The organism is Micromonospora sp. NPDC047557 (genome assembly GCF_043205095.1).
Classification (GTDB): Bacteria; Actinomycetota; Actinomycetes; order Mycobacteriales; family Micromonosporaceae; genus Micromonospora.
On the sequence record NZ_JBIDDK010000001.1, the window covers coordinates 122,812 to 140,716 of the forward strand.

Consider the following 17,905-nt stretch of genomic DNA (forward strand, 5'->3'; position numbering starts at 1 on the left):
AATGACCGTGACCGCACCCCCCATCCGGGCCGGCCGTTGGGCGGCCGTACGCCCCTGGCTCAGCACGGCGGCCCGCCTCGGCCTCGCCGCCGTCTGGTTGGTCGCCGGGGCGTCGAAGGTCGGCGACCTGGCCGCCTCCGGCCGGGCCGTGAACGCCTACCAGGTGCTGCCGTACGACGTGGCGACAGTGGTCGGCGCCGCGCTGCCGTTCGTCGAGCTGGCCCTGGGCGTGCTGCTGTTGCTCGGTCTGGCCACCCGGCTCAGCGCGGCCATCTCCGTCGCGCTGCTGCTGGTCTTCATCGCGGGGATCTCCTCGGCCTGGGCGCGTGGCCTGGCCATCGACTGCGGCTGCTTCGGCAGCGGCGGGCAGCTCGCCGAGGGACAGGCCCCGAGTTACCTCCCGGAGATCCTGCGGGACCTGGGATTCTTGGTGCTGGCCGGATTTCTGGTGATCTGGCCGCGTACGCCCGTCTCGGTGGACGGGTGGCTGTCCGCCGAACCGGTTGTGGAGGACGAGGATGAGTAGTCGCAAGGGGCAGCGGGACGCGGCCCGGGTGGTCCGCGAACAACTGGCCCGCGAACGACGCCGCCGCCGCACGCTCTGGGTCTCCGCCGCCGCCGTCGCCGTGCTGGTCATCGCCGGCCTGATCGGCTGGAGCGTCTGGTCCAGCCAGCGTTCGGACACCTTCACCACCCCGCCCGGCGCCAACGAGGCCGGCACCGGCATCGTCACCGGCGGCGGGCCGGTCACCGTCGACGTCTACGAGGACTTCCTCTGCCCGGTCTGCAAACAGTTCGAGGAGAGCACCGGCGCGACGCTGGAGCAGCTGGTGTCCGAGAACAAGGCGAAGGTGGTCTACCACCCGGTCGCGTACCTCAACCGCTTCTCCACGACCGAGTACTCCACGCGCTCGTCGGCCGCCTCCGGCTGCGCGGCGGCCGGCGGCAAGTTCCGCGAGTACGCCAAGGCGCTCTTCGCCAAGCAGCCGCCCGAGGGCAGCGCCGGGCTCAGCGACGACGAGCTGATCGACATCGGCGTCGGCGTGGGGCTGGACCGGGGTTCGTTCGGGGGCTGCGTCTCCGAAGGCACGTACAAGACGTGGACCGAGCACGTCACGGAGAAGGCCAGCCGCAGCGACGTCACCGGCACGCCCACCGTCCTGGTCAACGGCCAGCCACTCGCCGACCGCAGCCCGCAGGGCCTCACCGCAGCCGTGGCGGCGGCCGGCAGGTGATCCGTACCCTGCTGGCGCGCGCCACCCTGATCGCCGCCACCGCCTGCGCGACGACAGTGCTCACCGCGGCACCCGCCGCCGCGCACGGCGCGGACGCCCCGGACGGCTCCGACTACCGCACCCGCGTCACCGGCGTCACGCCGGCCCGGCCCGGCCTGACGGTACGGGTGATCGAGGCGGGCGCCCGACTGGAGCTGACCAACCGCACCGGCCGGGCGATCGAGGTGATCGGCTACTCCGGCGAGCCGTACCTGCGGGTCGGTCCGGACGGCGTGTACGAGAACAGCCGGTCCCCCGCCACGTACCTCAACCGCACCCTCGCAGGGGACACCGCGCTGCCGGCCGACGCGGACCCGGCCGCCCCGCCGTCCTGGCGGCGCGTCGACGACGGGGCCACCGTGCGCTGGCACGACCAGCGGGCCCGGTGGCAGGAGTCGGCACCACCCGACGCGGCACGCGCCGAGCCGGAGCGTGCGCACCGGGTCCGGGACTGGACGATCCCGCTGCGCGACGGCGCCGACCCCGCGCAGATAGCCGGCACGCTGGACTGGGTGCCACCGCCGGACGCGTACACCTGGTGGGCGGTGACCATCGTCGGCCTGCTCGCGGTGGGCGCGCTCGGCCTGCTCGCCGCCGCCTCCACGGCCGGCGCGCGGGCGCTGTCCGCGGTGGGCGTGCTGCTGGTCGTCGGCGGCGCGGTGGCCGTGCTCTACCCGGTGGGGCGGGAGCTGGACGCTGGCGCCCAGGGCGTCGGCGGGGTGCTCGCCGGGCTGCTGGGCGGTCAGGTCTGGGCACTGCTCACCGGCCTCGGGGCGCTCGCCGCCGGTGGTTACGCGCTGGCCCGCCGCCCGGCGGCCGACTTCGTGGTGGCGCTGGCCGGCGCCTGCCTGGCCCTCTTCGCGGGCGTGGCGAACGCCGCGGTGTTCAGCCGGTCGGTCGCCCCGGTGCCGTGGTCACCCGAGGTCGCCCGCGCCATGGTGGCCGCAGTCCTGATCACCGGCGTCGGCGCGACAGCAGCCGGAGTCCTCCGCCTGCACGCCGCCTCCCGCGCCGCGACACGATCAGCCGAGGCGGCGGACGCCCAGCGCGGGGCTACGCCCGCGGGGTGAAGCCGTAGGGAAGTTCCAGGCGGTGGCGGGCCAGCAGGGGCTCGTTGCTCAACAGGTCGACGGTGGGGGCGTCGGCGACGATCCGACCGCCGTCCAGGATCACCGAGCGTTCGCACAGCTCCGCCGCGTACGGCAGGTCGTGAGTGACCATCAGCAGGGTCACCGGCAGGCCGCGCAGGATCTCGGCCAGCTCGCGCCGGGCCGCCGGGTCCAGGTTCGACGAGGGCTCATCCAGCACCAGGATCTCCGGGTGCATGGCCAACACGGTCGCCACCGCCACCCGTCGACGCTGCCCGAACGACAGGTGCTGCGGCGCCCGGGCCCGATGCTCGCTCATCCCGACGGCGGCCAGCGCCTCGTCCACCCGGGCGGCCAGTTCCGCGCCGCGCAGGCCCAGGTTGGCCGGCCCGAACGCCACGTCCTCCGCCACCGTGGGCAGGAAGAGCTGGTCGTCCGGGTCTTGGAAGACGATGCCCACCCGGCGACGCACCTCGGCCAGAGTCGCCCGATCCGGCGTGACCGTCAGACCGCCGACACTCACGCTGCCCTCGGTCGGGGTGAGGATGCCGTTGAGGTGCAGCACCAGTGTCGTCTTACCGGCGCCGTTGGGCCCGAGCAGCGCCACCCGGTCGCCGCGCGGCACCGTCAGGTCCACCCCGTGCAGGGCCACGTGCCCGTCCGGGTACGCGTACCGGACGCCACGAACGTCCAGCGAGAGGGCGGTCTGCACGACACCGATCATGTCAGCACGACGGCGGTCGCGGCGATGGAGGCCGCCACCACCGGCACGGTCGCCGCGACCAGCCACTGCCCGGCGGTCGCCGCGCCGTCGCCCTGCCACACCGCTGGCATCCGCCCCGTGTAGCCCCGCGACAGCATCGCCAGGTAGACCCGCTCGCCGCGCTCGAAGGCGCGCAGGAACAGCGCCCCGATGCCGGCGGCGAAGCCGCGCAGCTGCCACAGGAAGCGCGGGTCGTCACCCCGCGAGATCCGCGCCACCCGCATCCGTCGCGCCTCGCCGACCAGCACGTCGAGGTAGCGAAGCATGAACGTGGCGATCTGGGTGAGCACCTGCGGGCAGCGCAGCCGGTCCAACCCGACGATCAGGTCCCGGGTGGTGGTGGTCGCCGCGAGCAGCAGCGAGGCGAGGACACCGAGGGTGCCCTTGGCCAGGATGTTCCACGCCCCGTGCAGGCCGTCCTCGGACAGCCGCAGCCCCAGCACCTCGACCCGTTCGCCGGTGCCCAGAAACGGCAGCGCCACCGCGAACAGCACGAACGGCAGCTCGATCAGCGCGCGACTGAGCAGCCAGCGCGGCCCCACCCGGGCCAGCGCCGCCACCGCGGCCACCAGCAGGGCGTACGCGCCGAAGGCCCAGAACGCCTCGCGCGGGGTGGCCACCACGGCGATCGTGAAGACCACCATCGCGACGATCTTGACCTCGGGCGGGAGCCGGTGCACCGGCGAGGTCGACTCGCGGTACAGCACGTGCCCGTGACCGGCACCCATCCGCGTACCTCCTGCTCAGCCGGCCGCGCCGGCGCGGCGCCCGGCGGCGACCGCGCCGCCCGTCGCGTCGCCGTCGCCGGTGGTCGACGCGGTGAAGGTGTTGTCGCCGGTGGTCGACGCGGTGGACGTGTCGTCGCCGGTGGTCGACGCGGTGGATGTGTCGTCGCCGGTGGTCGACGCGGTGGACGTGTTGTCGCCCTTGGTCGAGACGCCGCCCCGGCGGCGCAGCAGCCAGAAGCCACCGCCGCCGATCGCGAAGGTCACCAGCACCCCGAGCACCCCGGAGAGGCCTGTCGAGACGAAGCTGTTCCGGATGCCCCGCACGCCGTAGTCGGCGAGCGGACTGTCCCCCAGCTCGTGCTCACGGGCCTGCTGCGCCGGGCAACTGCCACCGACGATGTTGTGGTCGGCGTCGACGGTGCAGCCCTTGAGCAGGGAGGAGTCCAGGCCGTCCGGGTGCGACGAGGCGTAGTTGCTCACGACACCGGCGAGCAGCAGCGCGACCAGCAGACCGCCGGCCAGGAACGCCCAGGAACGGTTCTTCATCGGACACCTCCGGAGACCGGGACGGCGGGGGTGGCGGGAGCGGGCAGCGCGCGCAGCGCGTACACCAGGTCGGGGCGCACCTTCGCGACGGTGAGCACGGTGGTCGCGGTGATCAGGCCCTCGCCGATGCCGATCAGCAGATGCACGCCGGCCATCGTGCTGGCCAGGCCGGCGAGGTTGCCGCCCAGGTCGGTGGTGCCGCCCAGCCAGTACTCGACGACGAAGCCCTGGGACGCGACCACCACGCTGACCAGCGCCGCGACGAACGCGGTGACGGCCAGACCGGCCCGCGTGCGGGGCAGCACCCGCAACAGCACCGCGATCAGCAGGTACGCCGCAGCGGTGCCGAGCAGCGCCATGTTGGTGATGTTCAGGCCAAGCATCGCCACACCGCCGTCGCCGAAGATCAGCGCCTGCACGACGAGCACCACGGCCACGCAGAGCGCGCCGACCCACGGCCCGACCAGCATCGCGGCGAGCGCGCCACCGAGCAGGTGACCGCTCACACCGGCCGTGAAGATCGGAAAGTTGAGCATCTGGACGGCGAAGATGAACGCCGCGACCAGGCCGGCCATCGGGGCGAGCCGATCGTCCAGGTCCCGCCGGCCGCGCAGGACGCAACCCGTGAGGGCGGCGAGCGCCAGGGCCGCGAACACCGCTGCGACGGGACCGTCGATGATCCCGTTCGAGATGTGCATCGCCAGTGTTTCCACGCGACCTCCCACGCGTCAGCGGACCCGTCCCGGGCCGGCGGGGTCAGCCTATTTCCTAGGAGTTGTTGTTGCCAGACTCTGGCAACAACGCATGGCCTTGATCACCTTTGGCAGGGTTCGACGGCCCGCGCCGGCTTGATCGACTCGCGTTCCTTGATGTCGGGGTGTCCCGGCTCGGGGACACCCCGCTTTACCGGAAGGCGAGTCGATCAACGGGCCTGGCGCGCGCGGCCGACGTCGACACCGGCACGCCCGGCGGTAGGGTCGGGTCATGACCGCGCCCGACCGCCTCTCCCCCGGTGACCCCGCGCCCGAGTTCACCCTCCCCACCGACACCGGCGACCAGCTGTCCCTGGCCGACCTGCGAGGCCGCAAGGTGGTCCTGTACGCCTACCCGGCGGCGATGACGCCCGGCTGCACCAAGCAGGCGTGCGACTTCCGCGACTCGCTCGCCTCGCTCCAGTCGGCCGGCTACGAGGTGGTCGGCATCTCCCCGGACAAGCCGGAGAAGCTGGCGAAGTTCCGCGACCGCGACGCCATCACCTTCCCGCTGGTGTCGGACGTGGACAGGTCGGTCCTCACCGCCTACGGCGCGTACGGCGAGAAGCAGCTGTACGGCAAGACCGTCACCGGCGTGATCCGCTCAACCTTCGTCATCGACGCCGACGGCAAGATTGAACGGGCGCTCTACAACGTCAAGGCCACCGGGCACGTCGCCAAACTCCGCCGCGACCTCGGCCTGGACTGAACCTGTCGCACGGTCTCGTTACCGTGCGTCAATGGTTCGGTACAAATACACGCCGGAGGCGCTCGCTCAGGCAGCCGCCGCGGCGCGCAACATCACCGAGGTGATGCGACTGCTCGGTGTCCGGGTCAGCGGTGGCTCGCACGCGCACATCAGCCGCCAGCTCAAGAGATTCGGCATCAACACCTCGCACTTCACGGGCCAGGCACACAACCGAGGCGTACGGCGTACGACATCAGAACAGTTGCTGGTTCAGCTGCCGCAGGGGTCCCGACGGACGCCAGGCGTGCGGCTGAAGTGGGCCTTGGCCACCCTTGGCGTGCCGGAAGAGTGCGAAGCGTGCGGGACAGGGCCAGTGTGGCGGGGCGCACCACTGATCCTGCACGTCGATCACATCAACGGGGACTTTCTCGACAACCGGCCACCGAACCTCCGGCTCCTCTGCCCGAATTGCCACAGCCAGACCGCAACGTTCGCCGGTCGACGGAACCGGACCGGCGTTCTCTCCATTCCCGCGCGACCGGTGGGTGGCGACCACGCACGCTCGCACGAGACAGCGGGTTCCGATTGTCGGCCGGCAACGCGGCAGGAACTCGTCGAGCTGTTCGGCCGGGTCGACGCACAGCAGATCACGGCACTGAAGGCGGCACAGCACCTGGGCTGTCACCCGTCATACCTGCACAAGGTCCGGCGACTCCTCGAGCAGGAGGGCGTGTTGACACCGCGTCCGGACCGCAGCTGGCGTTCGAGGGCTCACCGTGACGCGGTGATCGAACAGGCGCTGGCCAATCCGGATGTCGGGCCGAAGCGGCTGTCGAGGATCCTGCGGGACCTGCCCGACGGGAAGCGCACGGTCGGCCATGGCACGATCTCCACCATCCTGAAGGAGGCCGGGCTCAACACCGTCGAAGCCAGACGCTCTAGACTCTCCGATGTACGCGGGAGTGGCGTAACTCGGCAGCCGCGCAGGTCTTAGGAACCTGTATCCGAAAGGATGTGGGGGTTCGAATCCCCTCTCCCGCACAACTCGACGCAGATCCCGTGCGCGGGAGCCTGCTGTCGAACGCGTCACGGTCGCGGGCCATGAGACCTGTCGAGCAGCAAGGATGGGCGCCGTGAGTCTGCGCTTCGTCCTTGATCCCGAGCTGACCCCACGGCTGCGCGCCGACATCGTCGCCCTCTGGGTGGACGTCAGCAACGCCGGTGGCGCGGTGGGTTTCGTACCGCCGGTCACCGCCACCGAGGTCCGTACGATCGCCGACCCGACCTTCGCGGGCATCGCGGACGGGCCGGACCGGCTGCTGGTCGGCTACGACGGCGACCGGCTCGTTGCGGTACTGGTCTTCAGCGACAACCGATTCGGCCTCAAGGCGCACTGGTGTGTGCTGAAACGGGTGATGATCCACCCGGACACCCAGGGTGCGGGCCACGGGTCGGCGCTGATGCGCGAGGCCGCCCGGCTGGGCCGGGAGTTGGGCCACGAGGCACTGCACGTGACGGTGCGCGACGGGTTGGGGCTGGACAATTTCTACCGTCGTCTCGGGTATCGGGAGATCGGTCGGCTGCCGGGCGCGCTGCGGGTGGCGCCGGGCGACGACCGCGACGAGATCCTCATGTGGCTCGACCTGACACCAACCGGCTGAGCGGCCAGCCGCACCAGGCCGCCAGCGCACCGGGCCGGACAGCCACACCAAGCCGGCCGGCCGCACCACGCCAGCCCGCAGCAGGAAGGCCGGCCAGCCGCACCACGCCGGCCGGCACCAAGAAGACCGGCAACAAGAAGACCGGCGACAAGAAGGCCGGTCAGCCGCACCAGCGGGCGGTTGCCCCGGCCGGTCGGGTGGAGGGGCGGTCGGCGACCGGGGTGGCCGGGGCGTTCGCCTTCGCCACCTCGGCCGGCCGGCGTGCCGATGTCGGCGTACCGCTGGGTCGGGCCGCCGGCGGGCGGGCCGTCGCGGGCGGGCGCGAGGTCTTGGCCACGACGCCACGCTCGTACATCCGCACCACACTGGACTGCACCTGACCGGGTGCCATCCGGATGCCGGACACGGTGACCCGGTGTCCGTACACGTCGCTGACCCGCACGCTGTACGGGCCGGGGCCCGCGCCGGAGGCCAGCAGCCAGTAGTTGTAGTCCTGCCGGGCGGTTGCGCGCCACGGGCCATCGTCGCCCTGGCGCACCTCCACGGAGCGCAGCGGATTGCCGTGGTTGCCGATCCGGACGGCGAACCAGAACTGCGACGCGCCCTCCTTGATCCGGAAGCTCAGCGGGCCGGGCAGGGGCGGGTTGACCACCGCGCGGTAGGTGACCTGGACGAGGCCCTGCACCGGGTCGGCGATGCGGGCGAACGCTTCCCGGGACAGGTCGAGGTGCCCCGGCTCGCACTCCGGGCACTGGTCCATGATCAGGACACGGACGGTGCCCTTCGGGCCGGTGACGTCGAGGAAACCGCCGCAGGCGGCGCCGGCGGCGTACTCGGTGGGGCCGAGCGCGACGTAGAGCCGGTTGGCTGGCGCGGCCGGGTTCGAGCAGTTGCCGCCGGCGCCCTTCGAGTCGTAGAAGGTCGCCTGGCCGCTGTGGGTGGCGGTGCCGGTGGGTGGCGCGGCGGCGAGCGTCCGGCCGGCGGCGCAGGCCGGGGAGGAGCCGGATCGCAGGGCCAGGGTGAGCCCGAGCACCGCCGCGAGCACGGTGACGCCGGTGGCGACCAGCCAGGGCACCGGGCCGGACGGGGGCGCGGGCTGCTCGTCCGGAGCACGGTCCAGGTCCAGTTCGATGTCGACGTCCTTGACGCCGAGGGCGGAACCGTCGATGCCCCTGCTGTCGACGCCGCCGGGAGCGCTTCCGTCGGTCACGTCGGCGATGCTGCCGGACCCATGTGCGGCCGGACAAGCCCACTAAGCGAAAGCTAAGACAGCATCGACGGACGGTGACGGCCGGGCCGCCGGTCCGTCAGGGTTCGACGACGACCGGTTCGCCGATCCGCAACGGGCCAGTGTCGACGGGCACCACGTGCAGTCCGAAGAGGAGCTTCTGGCGGACGTTGCGGTAGCGGCCGAGTGTGCGCAGCGGTTCCTTCGCGCGTACCCCGGTCTCCTGGTCGGTCGTGGTGACCACGCAGCGATCGCACGGTCCGGCCGCGCGCAGCCGCAGGTCGCCGATGCGCAGCGACCGGCCGGCCCAGCCGTCCTCGGCCCAGGCCGGCGCACCGTCGACGACCAGGTTGGGCCGGAACCGGGTCATCGGCACCGGCTCCTCCCCCGCGTCGGCGAGCCAGCCGTTGAGGGCGTCGAGGGAGGCGGCGTTCGTCAGCAGCAGCGGGTAGGCGTCGGCGAAGCTGACCTGGTCGCCGGTGTCGTGCTCGCGCGCGTCGGCAGCCAAGTGCCGGGCCGGGTTGGCCAACCAGACCAGCCGGACGGGCCGGTCGAGCAGCGCGCCGAGCCAGGCGTCCGCCGCCGCGCCGGCGGGCAGCGCCGAGACCCGGATCGTCCGGCTGCGGAAGGTCCGCACCGCCACCGGGTCGCCGCCGGCCGGCTCCGGCACGTCGAGGTCGGGCTGCCCGTCCGCGCGCAGCACCAGGCCGCCCGGGCGCACGACGGCGCGCAGGCCGACCAGCCGCGTGGTCTCCCGCTGCGTGACGCCGACACCGTCGGCGTCCACCACCATCCAGCGTCGGTCGCCGGCCAGGCCCCACGGCTGCACGAACGCGCCGTCGTGGTCGAGGCGGTGACAACCCTTGACGGGGTACGTGTGAATCGAGGTCAGCCGCACCCGGCCACCATGCCATGCCGATGCCGTCGCCCGCGATCCTCCCACCATCGGTGGGCTTTCCTGGCCGGACGAGGGTACGCGGGACGGAACGTGAATCAGTAGCATCGCCGCTATGGCGCGTGCAGACCAGACCGCAGAACTCAACCTCCCGACGAACAGCGGGCCGGTCGATCCTGGGCAGCCAGACGGTGGCGAACAGGCCACCTCCCCGTCGCCCCGACCCCGGCGACGGTGGAAGCGGATCGTCCTGATCACCCTCGTGGTCGTGGCGTTGCTCGCCGGCGGCGGTGTGGTCGCGAGCGGTCTCTACTTCCGCTCCATCAACTCCGACATCGAACGGGTGGACGCGTTCGACGGTGTGCCGGAGGAGTCGCGTCCGCAGCCCGTGGCGACCGGCGCGATGAACATCATGATCCTCGGCAGCGACTCCCGCGACACGGAGAACACCTCGGGCTCCCGATCGGACACGATCATCCTGGCGCACCTTCCCAAGGACCGGTCGAGCGCTCAGCTGATCTCCATTCCCCGTGACACCTGGGTGCACGTTCCCAAGTCGAAGGAGGGGCGTGGCGGCACCGACGCCAAAATCAATGCCGCGTACGCGTGGGGCGGCGTTCCGCTGATGGTCCAGACGGTGGAAGAGTTCACCAACGTCCGCATCGACCACGTGACGATGGTCGACTTCTCCGGCTTCAAGGAGATCGTCGACGCGCTGGGTGGTGTGGAGATCGACGTGGAGCAGAGCTTCACCTCGACCCATTCGCTGAACCCCGATGGGCGGCGCGAGTTCACCAAGGGGAGGCAGACGATGGACGGGGCCACCGCCCTGGACTACGCCCGTGAACGTTACGCCTTCGCCAATGGCGACTTCACCCGGATCAAGCATCAACAGCAGGTCATCAAGGCCATCTTGGACAAGGCGGTCTCCGGTGGGGTGCTCGCCAATCCCACCAAGCTGAACTCGTTCGTGAAAGCCACGGCCAACTCGGTCGCCGTCGACCGTTCCCTGTCCCTGGTCGATCTGGCGATGGAGCTTCGTCACCTCCGGGGCGGCAACCTCGCGTTCTTGACCTGCCCCACCAAGGGGACGGGCATGATCGGCAGTGAAAGCGTCGTGCTCGCGGACAAGGGCAAGGCGCAACGCGTCTTCGATGCCGTTCGCCGCGACGCGGTAGCCGACATCGCGTCCGCCGCAAAGTAGGAGACAGGAATGCCGTGCCGGCTCTGGTGGTGTAACTGACGCGGTCGTAACCTGCGATCGCCCCCTGGAATGAATTACGCCGGAGGGCTCACGGGGGAGGATCACCATGTCGAGCCAACCGGTCATGAGTTACCCGGGTGCGAGACGGACGGAGTTCGGCGACGCGCCACCGCAGGCGATGGCGCAACAGGCCGACGAGAGCAGCCCTGTCGCCGAGCCGACGACGGTGTCGGCGACAGCATCCGTGCGCTCCGGTTTGGACACCACGGCGGTTCTGCCGTACGCCGGGTCCCGAGCCTCGAAGCGGACGCGGTGGCTGCGGGCCTGGATGTTGACGGCGCCCATCGACGTCGTCGCGCTGCTCGTTCCCCTGCTGCTGAGCCAGAACTACTGGCGGGGGACCCTGTCCAACGCGGCGCTGACCGTGGCCATCTTCGCGTCCGGCGGGCTCTATCGTGCCCGGCGGCACGTCGGCATCCTGGACGAACTGCCGAGCATCTGCGGACGGTTGCTGGCGTCCGCCGCAGTGGTGGCCATCATCGCGGCCGAACGTCACGACTCGGTGCACTACGTGGGCGGGTTCATGCGGGGCGTCGCGCTCTCCGCCGGCCTGGTGATCGTCGGCCGGGCTTTCAGCAGGGCGTTCACCATCGTCGCCCGCAAGCGCCGATGGGTGGAGCACAACACCATCATCATCGGCAGCGGGCCGGTCGGTCTGGAACTCGCCCGGCTGCTGCGGCGTTACCCGCAGTACGGCCTGCGATTCGTCGGTTGCGTCGACGTAGCACCGCACGAGGGCGTCGGGTCCGTTCCGTTGATCGGCACCTTGAACGATCTCGAAAAACTCACCGACATGTTGGAATGCGACGTCCTGGTCATCGCCGACCCGGATTGTTCCGAGGCGGCGCTGATGGACACCCTTTTACGGGCGGTCAGTTCGCGTGCCGACCTCTGGGCGGTGCCGCGTCTCTGGGGCTCCCGGTCCCTGGGTGGGTATCCCGATCACATCGGCGCAATACCGATCGTCAAAATCGGAGACACCAAACTCTCCGGTCCACGCTGGGCGGTCAAACGGGCGTCCGATGTGGTCTTCGCCGCGGCGGCGTTGCTCGTCCTCAGCCCGGTGTTGCTGCTCTGCGCGATTGCGACGTTCCTCGCCGGCGGCCGGGGCATCTTCTTCTACCAGGAACGCATCGGTCGGTACGGCAAACCATTCAAGGTCATCAAGTTCCGCTCGATGCAGCCCGTCGACGAGAGCGAGTCGCAGACGAACTGGTCCATCGCGCACGACCAGCGGGTGGGGGTGGTCGGTCGGTTCATGCGCCGGACGTCGCTCGACGAACTACCTCAGCTCTGGAACATCCTGCGCGGCGAGATGAGCGTGGTCGGCCCTCGGCCGGAGCGACCGCACTTCGTGGAGAAGTTCTCGGTCGAGTACCCCACCTACGCGATGCGCCACCGGGTGCCCGTCGGGCTCACCGGACTCGCACAGGTCAGTGGCCTGCGCGGCGACACCCCGATCTCCGACCGGGCGAGGTTCGACAACTACTACATCGAGAACTGGTCGCTGTGGCTCGACATCAAGGTCGTGCTGCGTACTGTCGCCGAGGTCCTGCGGGGTGGTGGCCGATAGTCCGGGCACGCCGACGGTAGCCACACGGCTCGCGCCGCCCCGCTGCTGTCAAGCGTCGTTCGCGCGCCGGCCGTCGGTGGGCAGTTGGTCGCCGAGCGCCACGGCGCGCAGCACCCGTGCGTGCCCGGCCAGGGACTCGTCCGGGGAGAACAGGCCGATCGCCTCCTCGCGCAGTCGCTCGCGGGCTGCGGCCCACGCCGCGCGTTCGCGGATCATCGACGACATCGCCGCGACCAGGTCGGCCCGATTGCCCTGCGGCCGATACCGCAGATCGTTGATCACCTGCCAGTCGACGAGCTCAGCGTCCCCGGCCGGGTTGGCGACCAGGTGCCCGCGTCGGCCGTTCGCCAGCTGCTCTCGGGCGCCGCCGACGTCGGTCAGCACGACGGGCACCCCGGCTGCCAGCGCCTCCATCGATGCCAGCGACCAGCCCTCGAAGAACGAGTCGAGGACGAACGCGTCCGCCGCCGCCAGCAGCGCCATCGGGTTGGCGCAGTGTCCACGCAGGTGGATGCGGCCAGCGCCCGGCCCCGCCGTGGCGGCCTGCCGGGTCTGCTCGTAGTACAGCAGGTCGTCGTTGGCGCGGCCCGCCACCAGCAGGTGGACCCCCGGATGCTCAGCGGCCACCTCGGCGAAGGCCGTCACCAGGCCGTACGTGTTCTTCTGTAGGCAGTACCGCGCCAGCGAGACGAAGAGGAACTCGTCGGTCAACCCCAGCGCGGCGCGTGCCCGCGCCCGGTCCACGCGCAGGACACGCGAGCCGTCGACGCCGTTCGGCACGGTGATCAGGCGGTCTTCGGGGTAACTCGGGTTTCGGGCGAGGTACTGCTGGCGGACGAGGTCGCTGACCGCGACCTGCGCGGTGATCCGCTGTGCCCGCCGGCCTTCCGGCCCCCAGGAATCGGGGTGATAGAAGCGGTGCATGTCGTGCAGCGTCTCCACCCACGGGACGCCGACCTCGGTGGCCGCGTCGAGCAGCCAGTCGTCCGCGTTGTGCCCGCTGATCACGTCGGGGCGCCAGGAGCGCATCCAGTCGGCGGCGTCGTCCGGCGACACCAGGTGGGTCGCGACTCCCTCATCGGCGAGGGCCCGGGCCAGCCGACCTCCCGTGCCGTCCTGCCCGGGCAGCCGTGTGCCGGTGTAGATGACCGCGGTGTCGACACCGTGGGCCGGGAGCCGCCGGGCCAGGAACGCAGCCACCTCCTCCGCACCGCCGACGTCGAGCACACCGGTGGCGATGGCGCATCGCACCCGCCGGGAACCGGTGACCTCGACGGCGCGCGGCGAGACCGGCGGATGTGAGCCGGCGACCATCGGCCGAAGCGCTTCCAGGTCGCCCGCGCCGCTGCCCGGCACCAACGGCACCGACCAGTCCTCGCTGGGCAGGGACCTCTGCTCGCCCGGGTTCGCTAACCGGCGCAGGGTACGGCCACCCACGCGGCGCAGTGGCGCCGGCACGACGTGGGCCTGGCGCTGTGCCCACAGGGCGAACCGCAGCGCGCGGCGCGACATGTCACTCACTCGGCTGCCCTTCGCGCTGGCCTCGGCCGAGGAAGATCGGGACGACGATTCCCGCAGCGATGCCCAGCACCAGCGGCCACCGGCTCGTCTCCGACAGGAACGGCGCGGTCATCAGGCACAGCGGCGCGAGCAGGCAGAATGCCGCCGCGGACCGGACGACCACGTCGCTCTCGGGATCACGGATGGCCTTCAATGCCGCCAGCGCGGCCGCCGCGAGGAAGAGGATGACGAGCAGGGGTGCCAGCGGGCCGTACCGGAGCCAGTCCTGCAGTAACTCGTTGTGGACGTACACCCGCTCGGAGTTGTTGGCCGCCAGACCCGGGAGCTGAGGTGCGAGAGGCCCGACGCCGGTCCAGAGGTTCGCCCGCACGTAGTTCCACCCGAGGCGCAGGTCGCTGAGGTGTCCACTCGTGGACGCCGCCTGGTGTTGGGCGCTCGCCTGAGCCGGCGGGGTCTGCGCCGGCCGACTCGGCGTCGTGGAGGCGTTGGCGGATCGGCTCGGACTGCCACTCGCACTCACACCGGCCGGGCGTGGGCTGCCGGTCACGCTCGGCTTGCCGGTCGCAGTCGGGCTGACGCCTCGGCTCGGCTGGCCACTCGCGCTCGGCTTGGCACTGACGCTCGGCTTGGCACTGACGCTCGGTGGGCCACTGACGCTCGGCTTGGCACTGACGCTCGGCGGGCCACTGACGCTCGGCTTGGCACTGGGGCTCGGGGCGCCGCTGGCCAGGTCGAAGCTGCCCGCGCTGCGCAGGCCGAGATCCGCGGCGAAACCCGGTGCGGCCAGCACGACCACGGCCACGACCAGGGCCGCGAACCCGAACTGCCGGATCATCCGCTGCCACCGTCGCCACGTGAGGACGAGGACGACCACGAGTGCGACCAGCGCCGCGGCCCAGACGCTCCGGCGGAAACTAATCAGGATCAACAGTGGCGTGGCGGCAGCCAGGACCATGTGCCGCCAGTCCCAACGCCACCCGTTGTCCCCGAGCATGCCGATGAACACCGCCGCCGCGATCGCCGGGAGCGCGGAGTCGTAATAGATGAAGTAGGCGCTGAGGCGGTCGTCGGCGGCCTCGCCGAGTGGAATGGCGACGGCCGCCGCGACCAGCAGGCCGACCAGCGCGGCCCAGACCGTCGCTGCGGTGGCTCGCTGGTCGTCCCGCAACCACCGGAAGCTCATGCCGAGGACGAGGCCCAGCACCAGCAGGACGAAGGGGCGGGCGTTCTGATTGACGGCCGAGAAGGCCGACTGCCCGTGGAACAGCCCGCTGCCGACAGCCAGCACGATGAGGCCGACGGCCGGTCCGAGCAGTGCGGCGCCGACCGAGCGTAGCTGCGGACGTGCCGGTGGCCACCACCGTACGGCGGCCGCGAGGACCGCCGTCACCGCGAGCGGCAAGATGATCGGGGCCTTTCCGGGGCTGATGAACGCCGGGTAGCCAAGAGTGGTCAGCTCACCGAAACGCCCGTTCGGTTTGATTTCCTGGGCGAGCACTGCCACGAGCACGATCCCGCTCATGGGGAGCCGGCGCACGAGCAGCGGCATCGCGACGGCGGCAACGACGCCGAGGAGCGTCGGCACCGTCCACGCGATGTAGAGGGCCGACAACGCGGCAAACGCCCAGGACGCCCACCAAACCAGGCGTGGGCCGGCGGTGGCGGGTGGACGGGGATCGAGCACCCAGCCGAGGACACGGGTCAGGTGGGACGCGCGGTCCACCTCGTCGGTCGTGTCCCGCTCGGGGGACTGTTCAGGGCTACGGATGCCCGTGTCGTCCGTGCTGGAATCAGTCACAGTTCCTCTGGAACCCATCGCTGCCTTTGCCCCGAGATCGGGTCCGGCCCGCCTCCGCTGACACCGAACCCTGCCGACAACAACGCCGAACCGGCTGCCGTGATGACCGCGGGCGGCCACAGCCAGGGGCAGCCCGGTGACCAGCACGGCCGTACACTGTGGTGGGTCGTGGTGGGTCGCGCGGTACTCCGCGTCGGCCGCCGCGGCACACAGTATCAGCAGGGGCGGGCGCGAGCGTCGCCGGAATCTCGCCCTGTACAACCCCGGCCAGCGCGGTGAACGGGGATCGCCGGTCGGATGATTGCCGGGCCATTAGTACGATGCTTATCGTTTTCGGTCGGACAGTTGACACGGCGTACGCCTAGCCGGCGGCCGCCACCCGGTTTGGTCACCCGGGATCACCCCCGGAGCCGCAGATGATCACCCGCCGCACCTTGCTCGCCGCTGCCAGCGGCATGGTCCTCGCCGGTGACGCCCCGCCCCCGGAGCGCACCGTCTTGCTACCACCCCCGTCCGGGGGCGATGACACCGATGTCCTCAACGCCGCCCTGGGTAGGGCGGCGGGCGGCCTGATACGCGGTGCCGACAACGCGCACTACCGGGTCAGCGCGCCCCTCGTGGTGCCCAGCGGCACGACGCTGATCATGTCCGGCTGCACGGTCACTCTGGCGGCCGGCAGCGCCTGCAACCTGCTCACCAACACAGCGGTGACCGACGGCGGTCGGGATAGGGACATCACCATCATCGGCGGCACCTGGGCCCGCGCGAAGGGGGTCGGTGGCACGGGTCCCGATCTACACACCCTGCGGTGGCGAAGGGTGGACGGCCTGACCCTCAAAGGGCTCACGGTGCAGACCGCCAGCGACAAGTACGCCATCTCCCTGGGCGACGTCGTCGATGCCACCGTCACGGAGATCAAATTCGCGGTGCATTCCGACGGCGTACACATCCAGGGGCCTGCCGTGCGGACCCGGATCTCGGGAATCCGCGGCTCGACGGGTGACGACACCGTCGCCATCACCCCCCGCGACTGGCAGGCGTACGACGACGTGTCGGGGCCGGTGACCGACACGGTCATCGAGGACGTCGGCGCTGCCTCACTCGCGGCCCTGGTCAAGGTGCTCGGCGGGTCGCCGGAGACCGCCGCGCTGCGGACGACCGTCCGGGGTGTCACGGGCCTCGCCGGCAACAATGTCATCTGGATCGGTGACGACACCGCCGACTGGCGCACTACCGGTGGCCGCATCGACGATCTGGTCGTCGAGCAGGTAGCGGCCGCTACGCTGCCTGGCCGGGGCGGCACGGTGCACCTCAACGGCTCCTCGGTGGGTCGCGTCCAGCTTCGCGGGTTGCGGGTCCAGGGGCCGCGCGGAAACGAGCCGCTGGTGCGGGTCGCGCCCTTCCGGCCGGCCACCCTTGACCGTCTCACCGTCGAGGACGTGGACGCTGAACAACTCGACGCCGCGCCGCTGCTGTCGATTGCCCGGACGGCGACGATCGGCCAGCTACTGGTGAGCGGGGTTACCGTCGCGGGCACGTCCGCCGGTACCGCCGTCGCCCAGATCGCGGGGGTGGTGAACGACCTGACCGTTCGCGCGGTCAGCCTGACCGCGAGCGGCGACAGCTACCTGCTGGAGCTGCCCGGATGGGCGACGCACGCCGCGGTACGACGCGCGAGCCTCTCGGACGTGCGGATCGTCGGCCGGGGCGGCGCCCTGATCACCGCTCCGGCAGCCACGCACGTCCTGCCGCGGCTGGCGGTCAGCCAGACGCGGACAGTGGGAACGCCCTGGCTGGTCGATCTCAACACCGCCACCGAGCTGACGGTGTCCAACGTGACCATCGACGACACGAGCGGCGGGGTGGCACGGGTGCGCAACTCGGGCGCTGCCGTGGTCCGCGGGGACGGGCTGCGGTCCGGGCGGGGTTCGCGCGGGGCGACGGTCGCCACCGGAGGATCGTTGGTCTCGTACACCCTGGAGTTGGCCGTTGACGTCAGCGAACTCGTGCGGGCGGACGGCAGCCGGGCGACCAACACGAACGCCGCGTTGTCCTGCGGCACCGGGCCGGTCGAGTGCACCGGCCTGACCTGGCAACACCTCCGGACCGGGGCGACCTGGTAACGC

General features: G+C 71.3%; 16 protein-coding genes, 1 tRNA gene and 1 pseudogene. 10 read left to right on the forward strand and 8 right to left on the reverse strand.

The genetic code is table 11. The annotated features are described in order from the left end of the window. Position 1 precedes the first annotated feature (1 nt). From ACGGAQ_RS00545 to ACGGAQ_RS00555, 3 genes are read left to right on the forward strand one after another with little or no spacing between them, the layout of a single operon-like run. A complete protein-coding gene (locus ACGGAQ_RS00545; protein WP_393043287.1) occupies positions 2 to 526 on the forward strand; it encodes a MauE/DoxX family redox-associated membrane protein in 525 nt (174 codons plus the stop codon). After that, a complete protein-coding gene (locus ACGGAQ_RS00550) occupies positions 519 to 1,235 on the forward strand; it encodes a DsbA family protein (RefSeq protein WP_393043289.1) in 717 nt (238 codons plus the stop codon). Before ACGGAQ_RS00545 ends, ACGGAQ_RS00550 begins: the two co-directional genes overlap by 8 nt. After that, positions 1,232 to 2,344, forward strand: a complete 1,113-nt coding sequence (locus tag ACGGAQ_RS00555) for a hypothetical protein (RefSeq protein ID WP_393043291.1) — start codon at positions 1,232 to 1,234, stop codon at positions 2,342 to 2,344. Before ACGGAQ_RS00550 ends, ACGGAQ_RS00555 begins: the two co-directional genes overlap by 4 nt. On the opposite strand, the gene ACGGAQ_RS00560 is transcribed toward ACGGAQ_RS00555, so the two are convergent. The 4 genes and pseudogenes from ACGGAQ_RS00560 to ACGGAQ_RS00575 all read right to left on the reverse strand — a co-directional run bounded on the left by ACGGAQ_RS00560 (position 2,328) and on the right by ACGGAQ_RS00575 (position 5,112). After that, positions 2,328 to 3,086 carry an ABC transporter ATP-binding protein gene (locus ACGGAQ_RS00560; protein WP_355066935.1) on the reverse strand — a complete coding sequence of 253 codons (759 nt, stop codon included), beginning with the start codon at positions 3,084 to 3,086 and terminating at the stop codon, positions 2,328 to 2,330. The two genes, ACGGAQ_RS00555 and ACGGAQ_RS00560, sit on opposite strands and share 17 nt — an antisense overlap. Then, positions 3,083 to 3,853, reverse strand: coding sequence for a cobalt ECF transporter T component CbiQ (gene cbiQ / locus ACGGAQ_RS00565; protein WP_354855160.1), 771 nt, complete (start codon positions 3,851 to 3,853; stop codon positions 3,083 to 3,085). The genes ACGGAQ_RS00560 and cbiQ overlap by 4 nt, the downstream gene beginning before the upstream one ends. 168 nt (positions 3,854 to 4,021) lie before the next feature. Continuing rightward, a pseudogene (locus tag ACGGAQ_RS00570) lies at positions 4,022 to 4,399 on the reverse strand (PDGLE domain-containing protein); the annotation flags it as partial. Then, entirely contained in the window at positions 4,396 to 5,112 is a 717-nt protein-coding gene (locus ACGGAQ_RS00575) for an energy-coupling factor ABC transporter permease (RefSeq protein ID WP_393043293.1), read from the reverse strand. The gene ACGGAQ_RS00575 and the pseudogene ACGGAQ_RS00570, both read right to left, overlap by 4 nt. 271 nt (positions 5,113 to 5,383) lie before the next feature. On the opposite strand from ACGGAQ_RS00575, the gene bcp reads away from it, so the two are divergent. The 4 genes from bcp to ACGGAQ_RS00595 all read left to right on the forward strand — a co-directional run bounded on the left by bcp (position 5,384) and on the right by ACGGAQ_RS00595 (position 7,500). Continuing rightward, on the forward strand, positions 5,384 to 5,860 hold the full coding sequence (gene bcp, locus ACGGAQ_RS00580) for a thioredoxin-dependent thiol peroxidase (RefSeq protein WP_393043295.1): 477 nt from the start codon (positions 5,384 to 5,386) through the stop codon (positions 5,858 to 5,860). Positions 5,861 to 5,891: 31 nt separating this feature from the next. Beyond that, positions 5,892 to 6,833, forward strand: a complete 942-nt coding sequence (locus ACGGAQ_RS00585; protein ID WP_393043297.1) for an HNH endonuclease signature motif containing protein — start codon at positions 5,892 to 5,894, stop codon at positions 6,831 to 6,833. Further along, positions 6,796 to 6,880, forward strand: a tRNA-Leu gene (locus tag ACGGAQ_RS00590). The genes ACGGAQ_RS00585 and ACGGAQ_RS00590 overlap by 38 nt, the downstream gene beginning before the upstream one ends. Positions 6,881 to 6,972: 92 nt before the next feature. Next, positions 6,973 to 7,500, forward strand: coding sequence for a GNAT family N-acetyltransferase (locus ACGGAQ_RS00595; protein WP_393045591.1), 528 nt, complete (start codon positions 6,973 to 6,975; stop codon positions 7,498 to 7,500). Between the two features lie 160 nt (positions 7,501 to 7,660). On the opposite strand, the gene ACGGAQ_RS00600 is transcribed toward ACGGAQ_RS00595, so the two are convergent. Continuing rightward, on the reverse strand, positions 7,661 to 8,710 hold the full coding sequence (locus ACGGAQ_RS00600; protein WP_393043299.1) for an expansin EXLX1 family cellulose-binding protein: 1,050 nt from the start codon (positions 8,708 to 8,710) through the stop codon (positions 7,661 to 7,663). Between the two features lie 97 nt (positions 8,711 to 8,807). After that, positions 8,808 to 9,626 (reverse strand): MOSC domain-containing protein, encoded by an 819-nt coding sequence (locus tag ACGGAQ_RS00605; protein ID WP_393043301.1) that lies wholly within the window; start codon positions 9,624 to 9,626, stop codon positions 8,808 to 8,810. 112 nt (positions 9,627 to 9,738) lie between these two features. On the opposite strand from ACGGAQ_RS00605, the gene ACGGAQ_RS00610 reads away from it, so the two are divergent. Both ACGGAQ_RS00610 and ACGGAQ_RS00615 read left to right on the forward strand, forming a co-directional pair. Continuing rightward, entirely contained in the window at positions 9,739 to 10,827 is a 1,089-nt protein-coding gene (locus ACGGAQ_RS00610; protein ID WP_393043303.1) for an LCP family protein, read from the forward strand. Between the two features lie 328 nt (positions 10,828 to 11,155). Further along, the gene (locus ACGGAQ_RS00615; protein WP_393045593.1) at positions 11,156 to 12,460 is read left to right on the forward strand and encodes a sugar transferase; all 1,305 of its coding nucleotides are present in this window, start codon (positions 11,156 to 11,158) and stop codon (positions 12,458 to 12,460) included. Between the two features lie 48 nt (positions 12,461 to 12,508). Here the strand turns inward: ACGGAQ_RS00615 and ACGGAQ_RS00620 are convergent, their stop codons facing one another. Together ACGGAQ_RS00620 and ACGGAQ_RS00625 are read right to left on the reverse strand one after the other, a co-directional pair. Continuing rightward, positions 12,509 to 13,972: a glycosyltransferase gene (locus tag ACGGAQ_RS00620; RefSeq protein ID WP_393045595.1), complete on the reverse strand. Its 1,464-nt coding sequence runs from the start codon at positions 13,970 to 13,972 to the stop codon at positions 12,509 to 12,511. A gap of 1 nt (position 13,973) precedes the next feature. Further along, entirely contained in the window at positions 13,974 to 15,779 is a 1,806-nt protein-coding gene (locus ACGGAQ_RS00625; protein ID WP_393043305.1) for a hypothetical protein, read from the reverse strand. Between the two features lie 416 nt (positions 15,780 to 16,195). Here ACGGAQ_RS00625 and ACGGAQ_RS00630 point away from each other — a divergent pair, with 416 nt between their 5' ends. After that, positions 16,196 to 17,902, forward strand: coding sequence for a hypothetical protein (locus ACGGAQ_RS00630; protein WP_393043307.1), 1,707 nt, complete (start codon positions 16,196 to 16,198; stop codon positions 17,900 to 17,902). The last annotated feature ends 3 nt before the right edge of the window (positions 17,903 to 17,905 follow it).

Excerpts from the sequence above, each read along its gene's own strand:
- ACGGAQ_RS00560 (WP_355066935.1), bottom strand. The coding sequence starts at position 3,086 with ATGATCGGTGTCGTGCAGACCGCCCTCTCGCTGGACGTTCGTGGCGTC.
- ACGGAQ_RS00545 (WP_393043287.1), top strand. The coding sequence starts at position 2 with ATGACCGTGACCGCACCCCCCATCCGGGCCGGCCGTTGGGCGGCCGTA.
- ACGGAQ_RS00585 (WP_393043297.1), top strand. The coding sequence starts at position 5,892 with ATGGTTCGGTACAAATACACGCCGGAGGCGCTCGCTCAGGCAGCCGCC.
- ACGGAQ_RS00630 (WP_393043307.1), top strand. The coding sequence starts at position 16,196 with ATGATCACCCGCCGCACCTTGCTCGCCGCTGCCAGCGGCATGGTCCTC.
- ACGGAQ_RS00620 (WP_393045595.1), bottom strand. The coding sequence starts at position 13,972 with ATGTCGCGCCGCGCGCTGCGGTTCGCCCTGTGGGCACAGCGCCAGGCC.
- bcp (WP_393043295.1), top strand. The coding sequence starts at position 5,384 with ATGACCGCGCCCGACCGCCTCTCCCCCGGTGACCCCGCGCCCGAGTTC.
- cbiQ (WP_354855160.1), bottom strand. The coding sequence starts at position 3,853 with ATGGGTGCCGGTCACGGGCACGTGCTGTACCGCGAGTCGACCTCGCCG.
- ACGGAQ_RS00610 (WP_393043303.1), top strand. The coding sequence starts at position 9,739 with ATGGCGCGTGCAGACCAGACCGCAGAACTCAACCTCCCGACGAACAGC.
- ACGGAQ_RS00615 (WP_393045593.1), top strand. The coding sequence starts at position 11,156 with ATGTTGACGGCGCCCATCGACGTCGTCGCGCTGCTCGTTCCCCTGCTG.
- ACGGAQ_RS00550 (WP_393043289.1), top strand. The coding sequence starts at position 519 with ATGAGTAGTCGCAAGGGGCAGCGGGACGCGGCCCGGGTGGTCCGCGAA.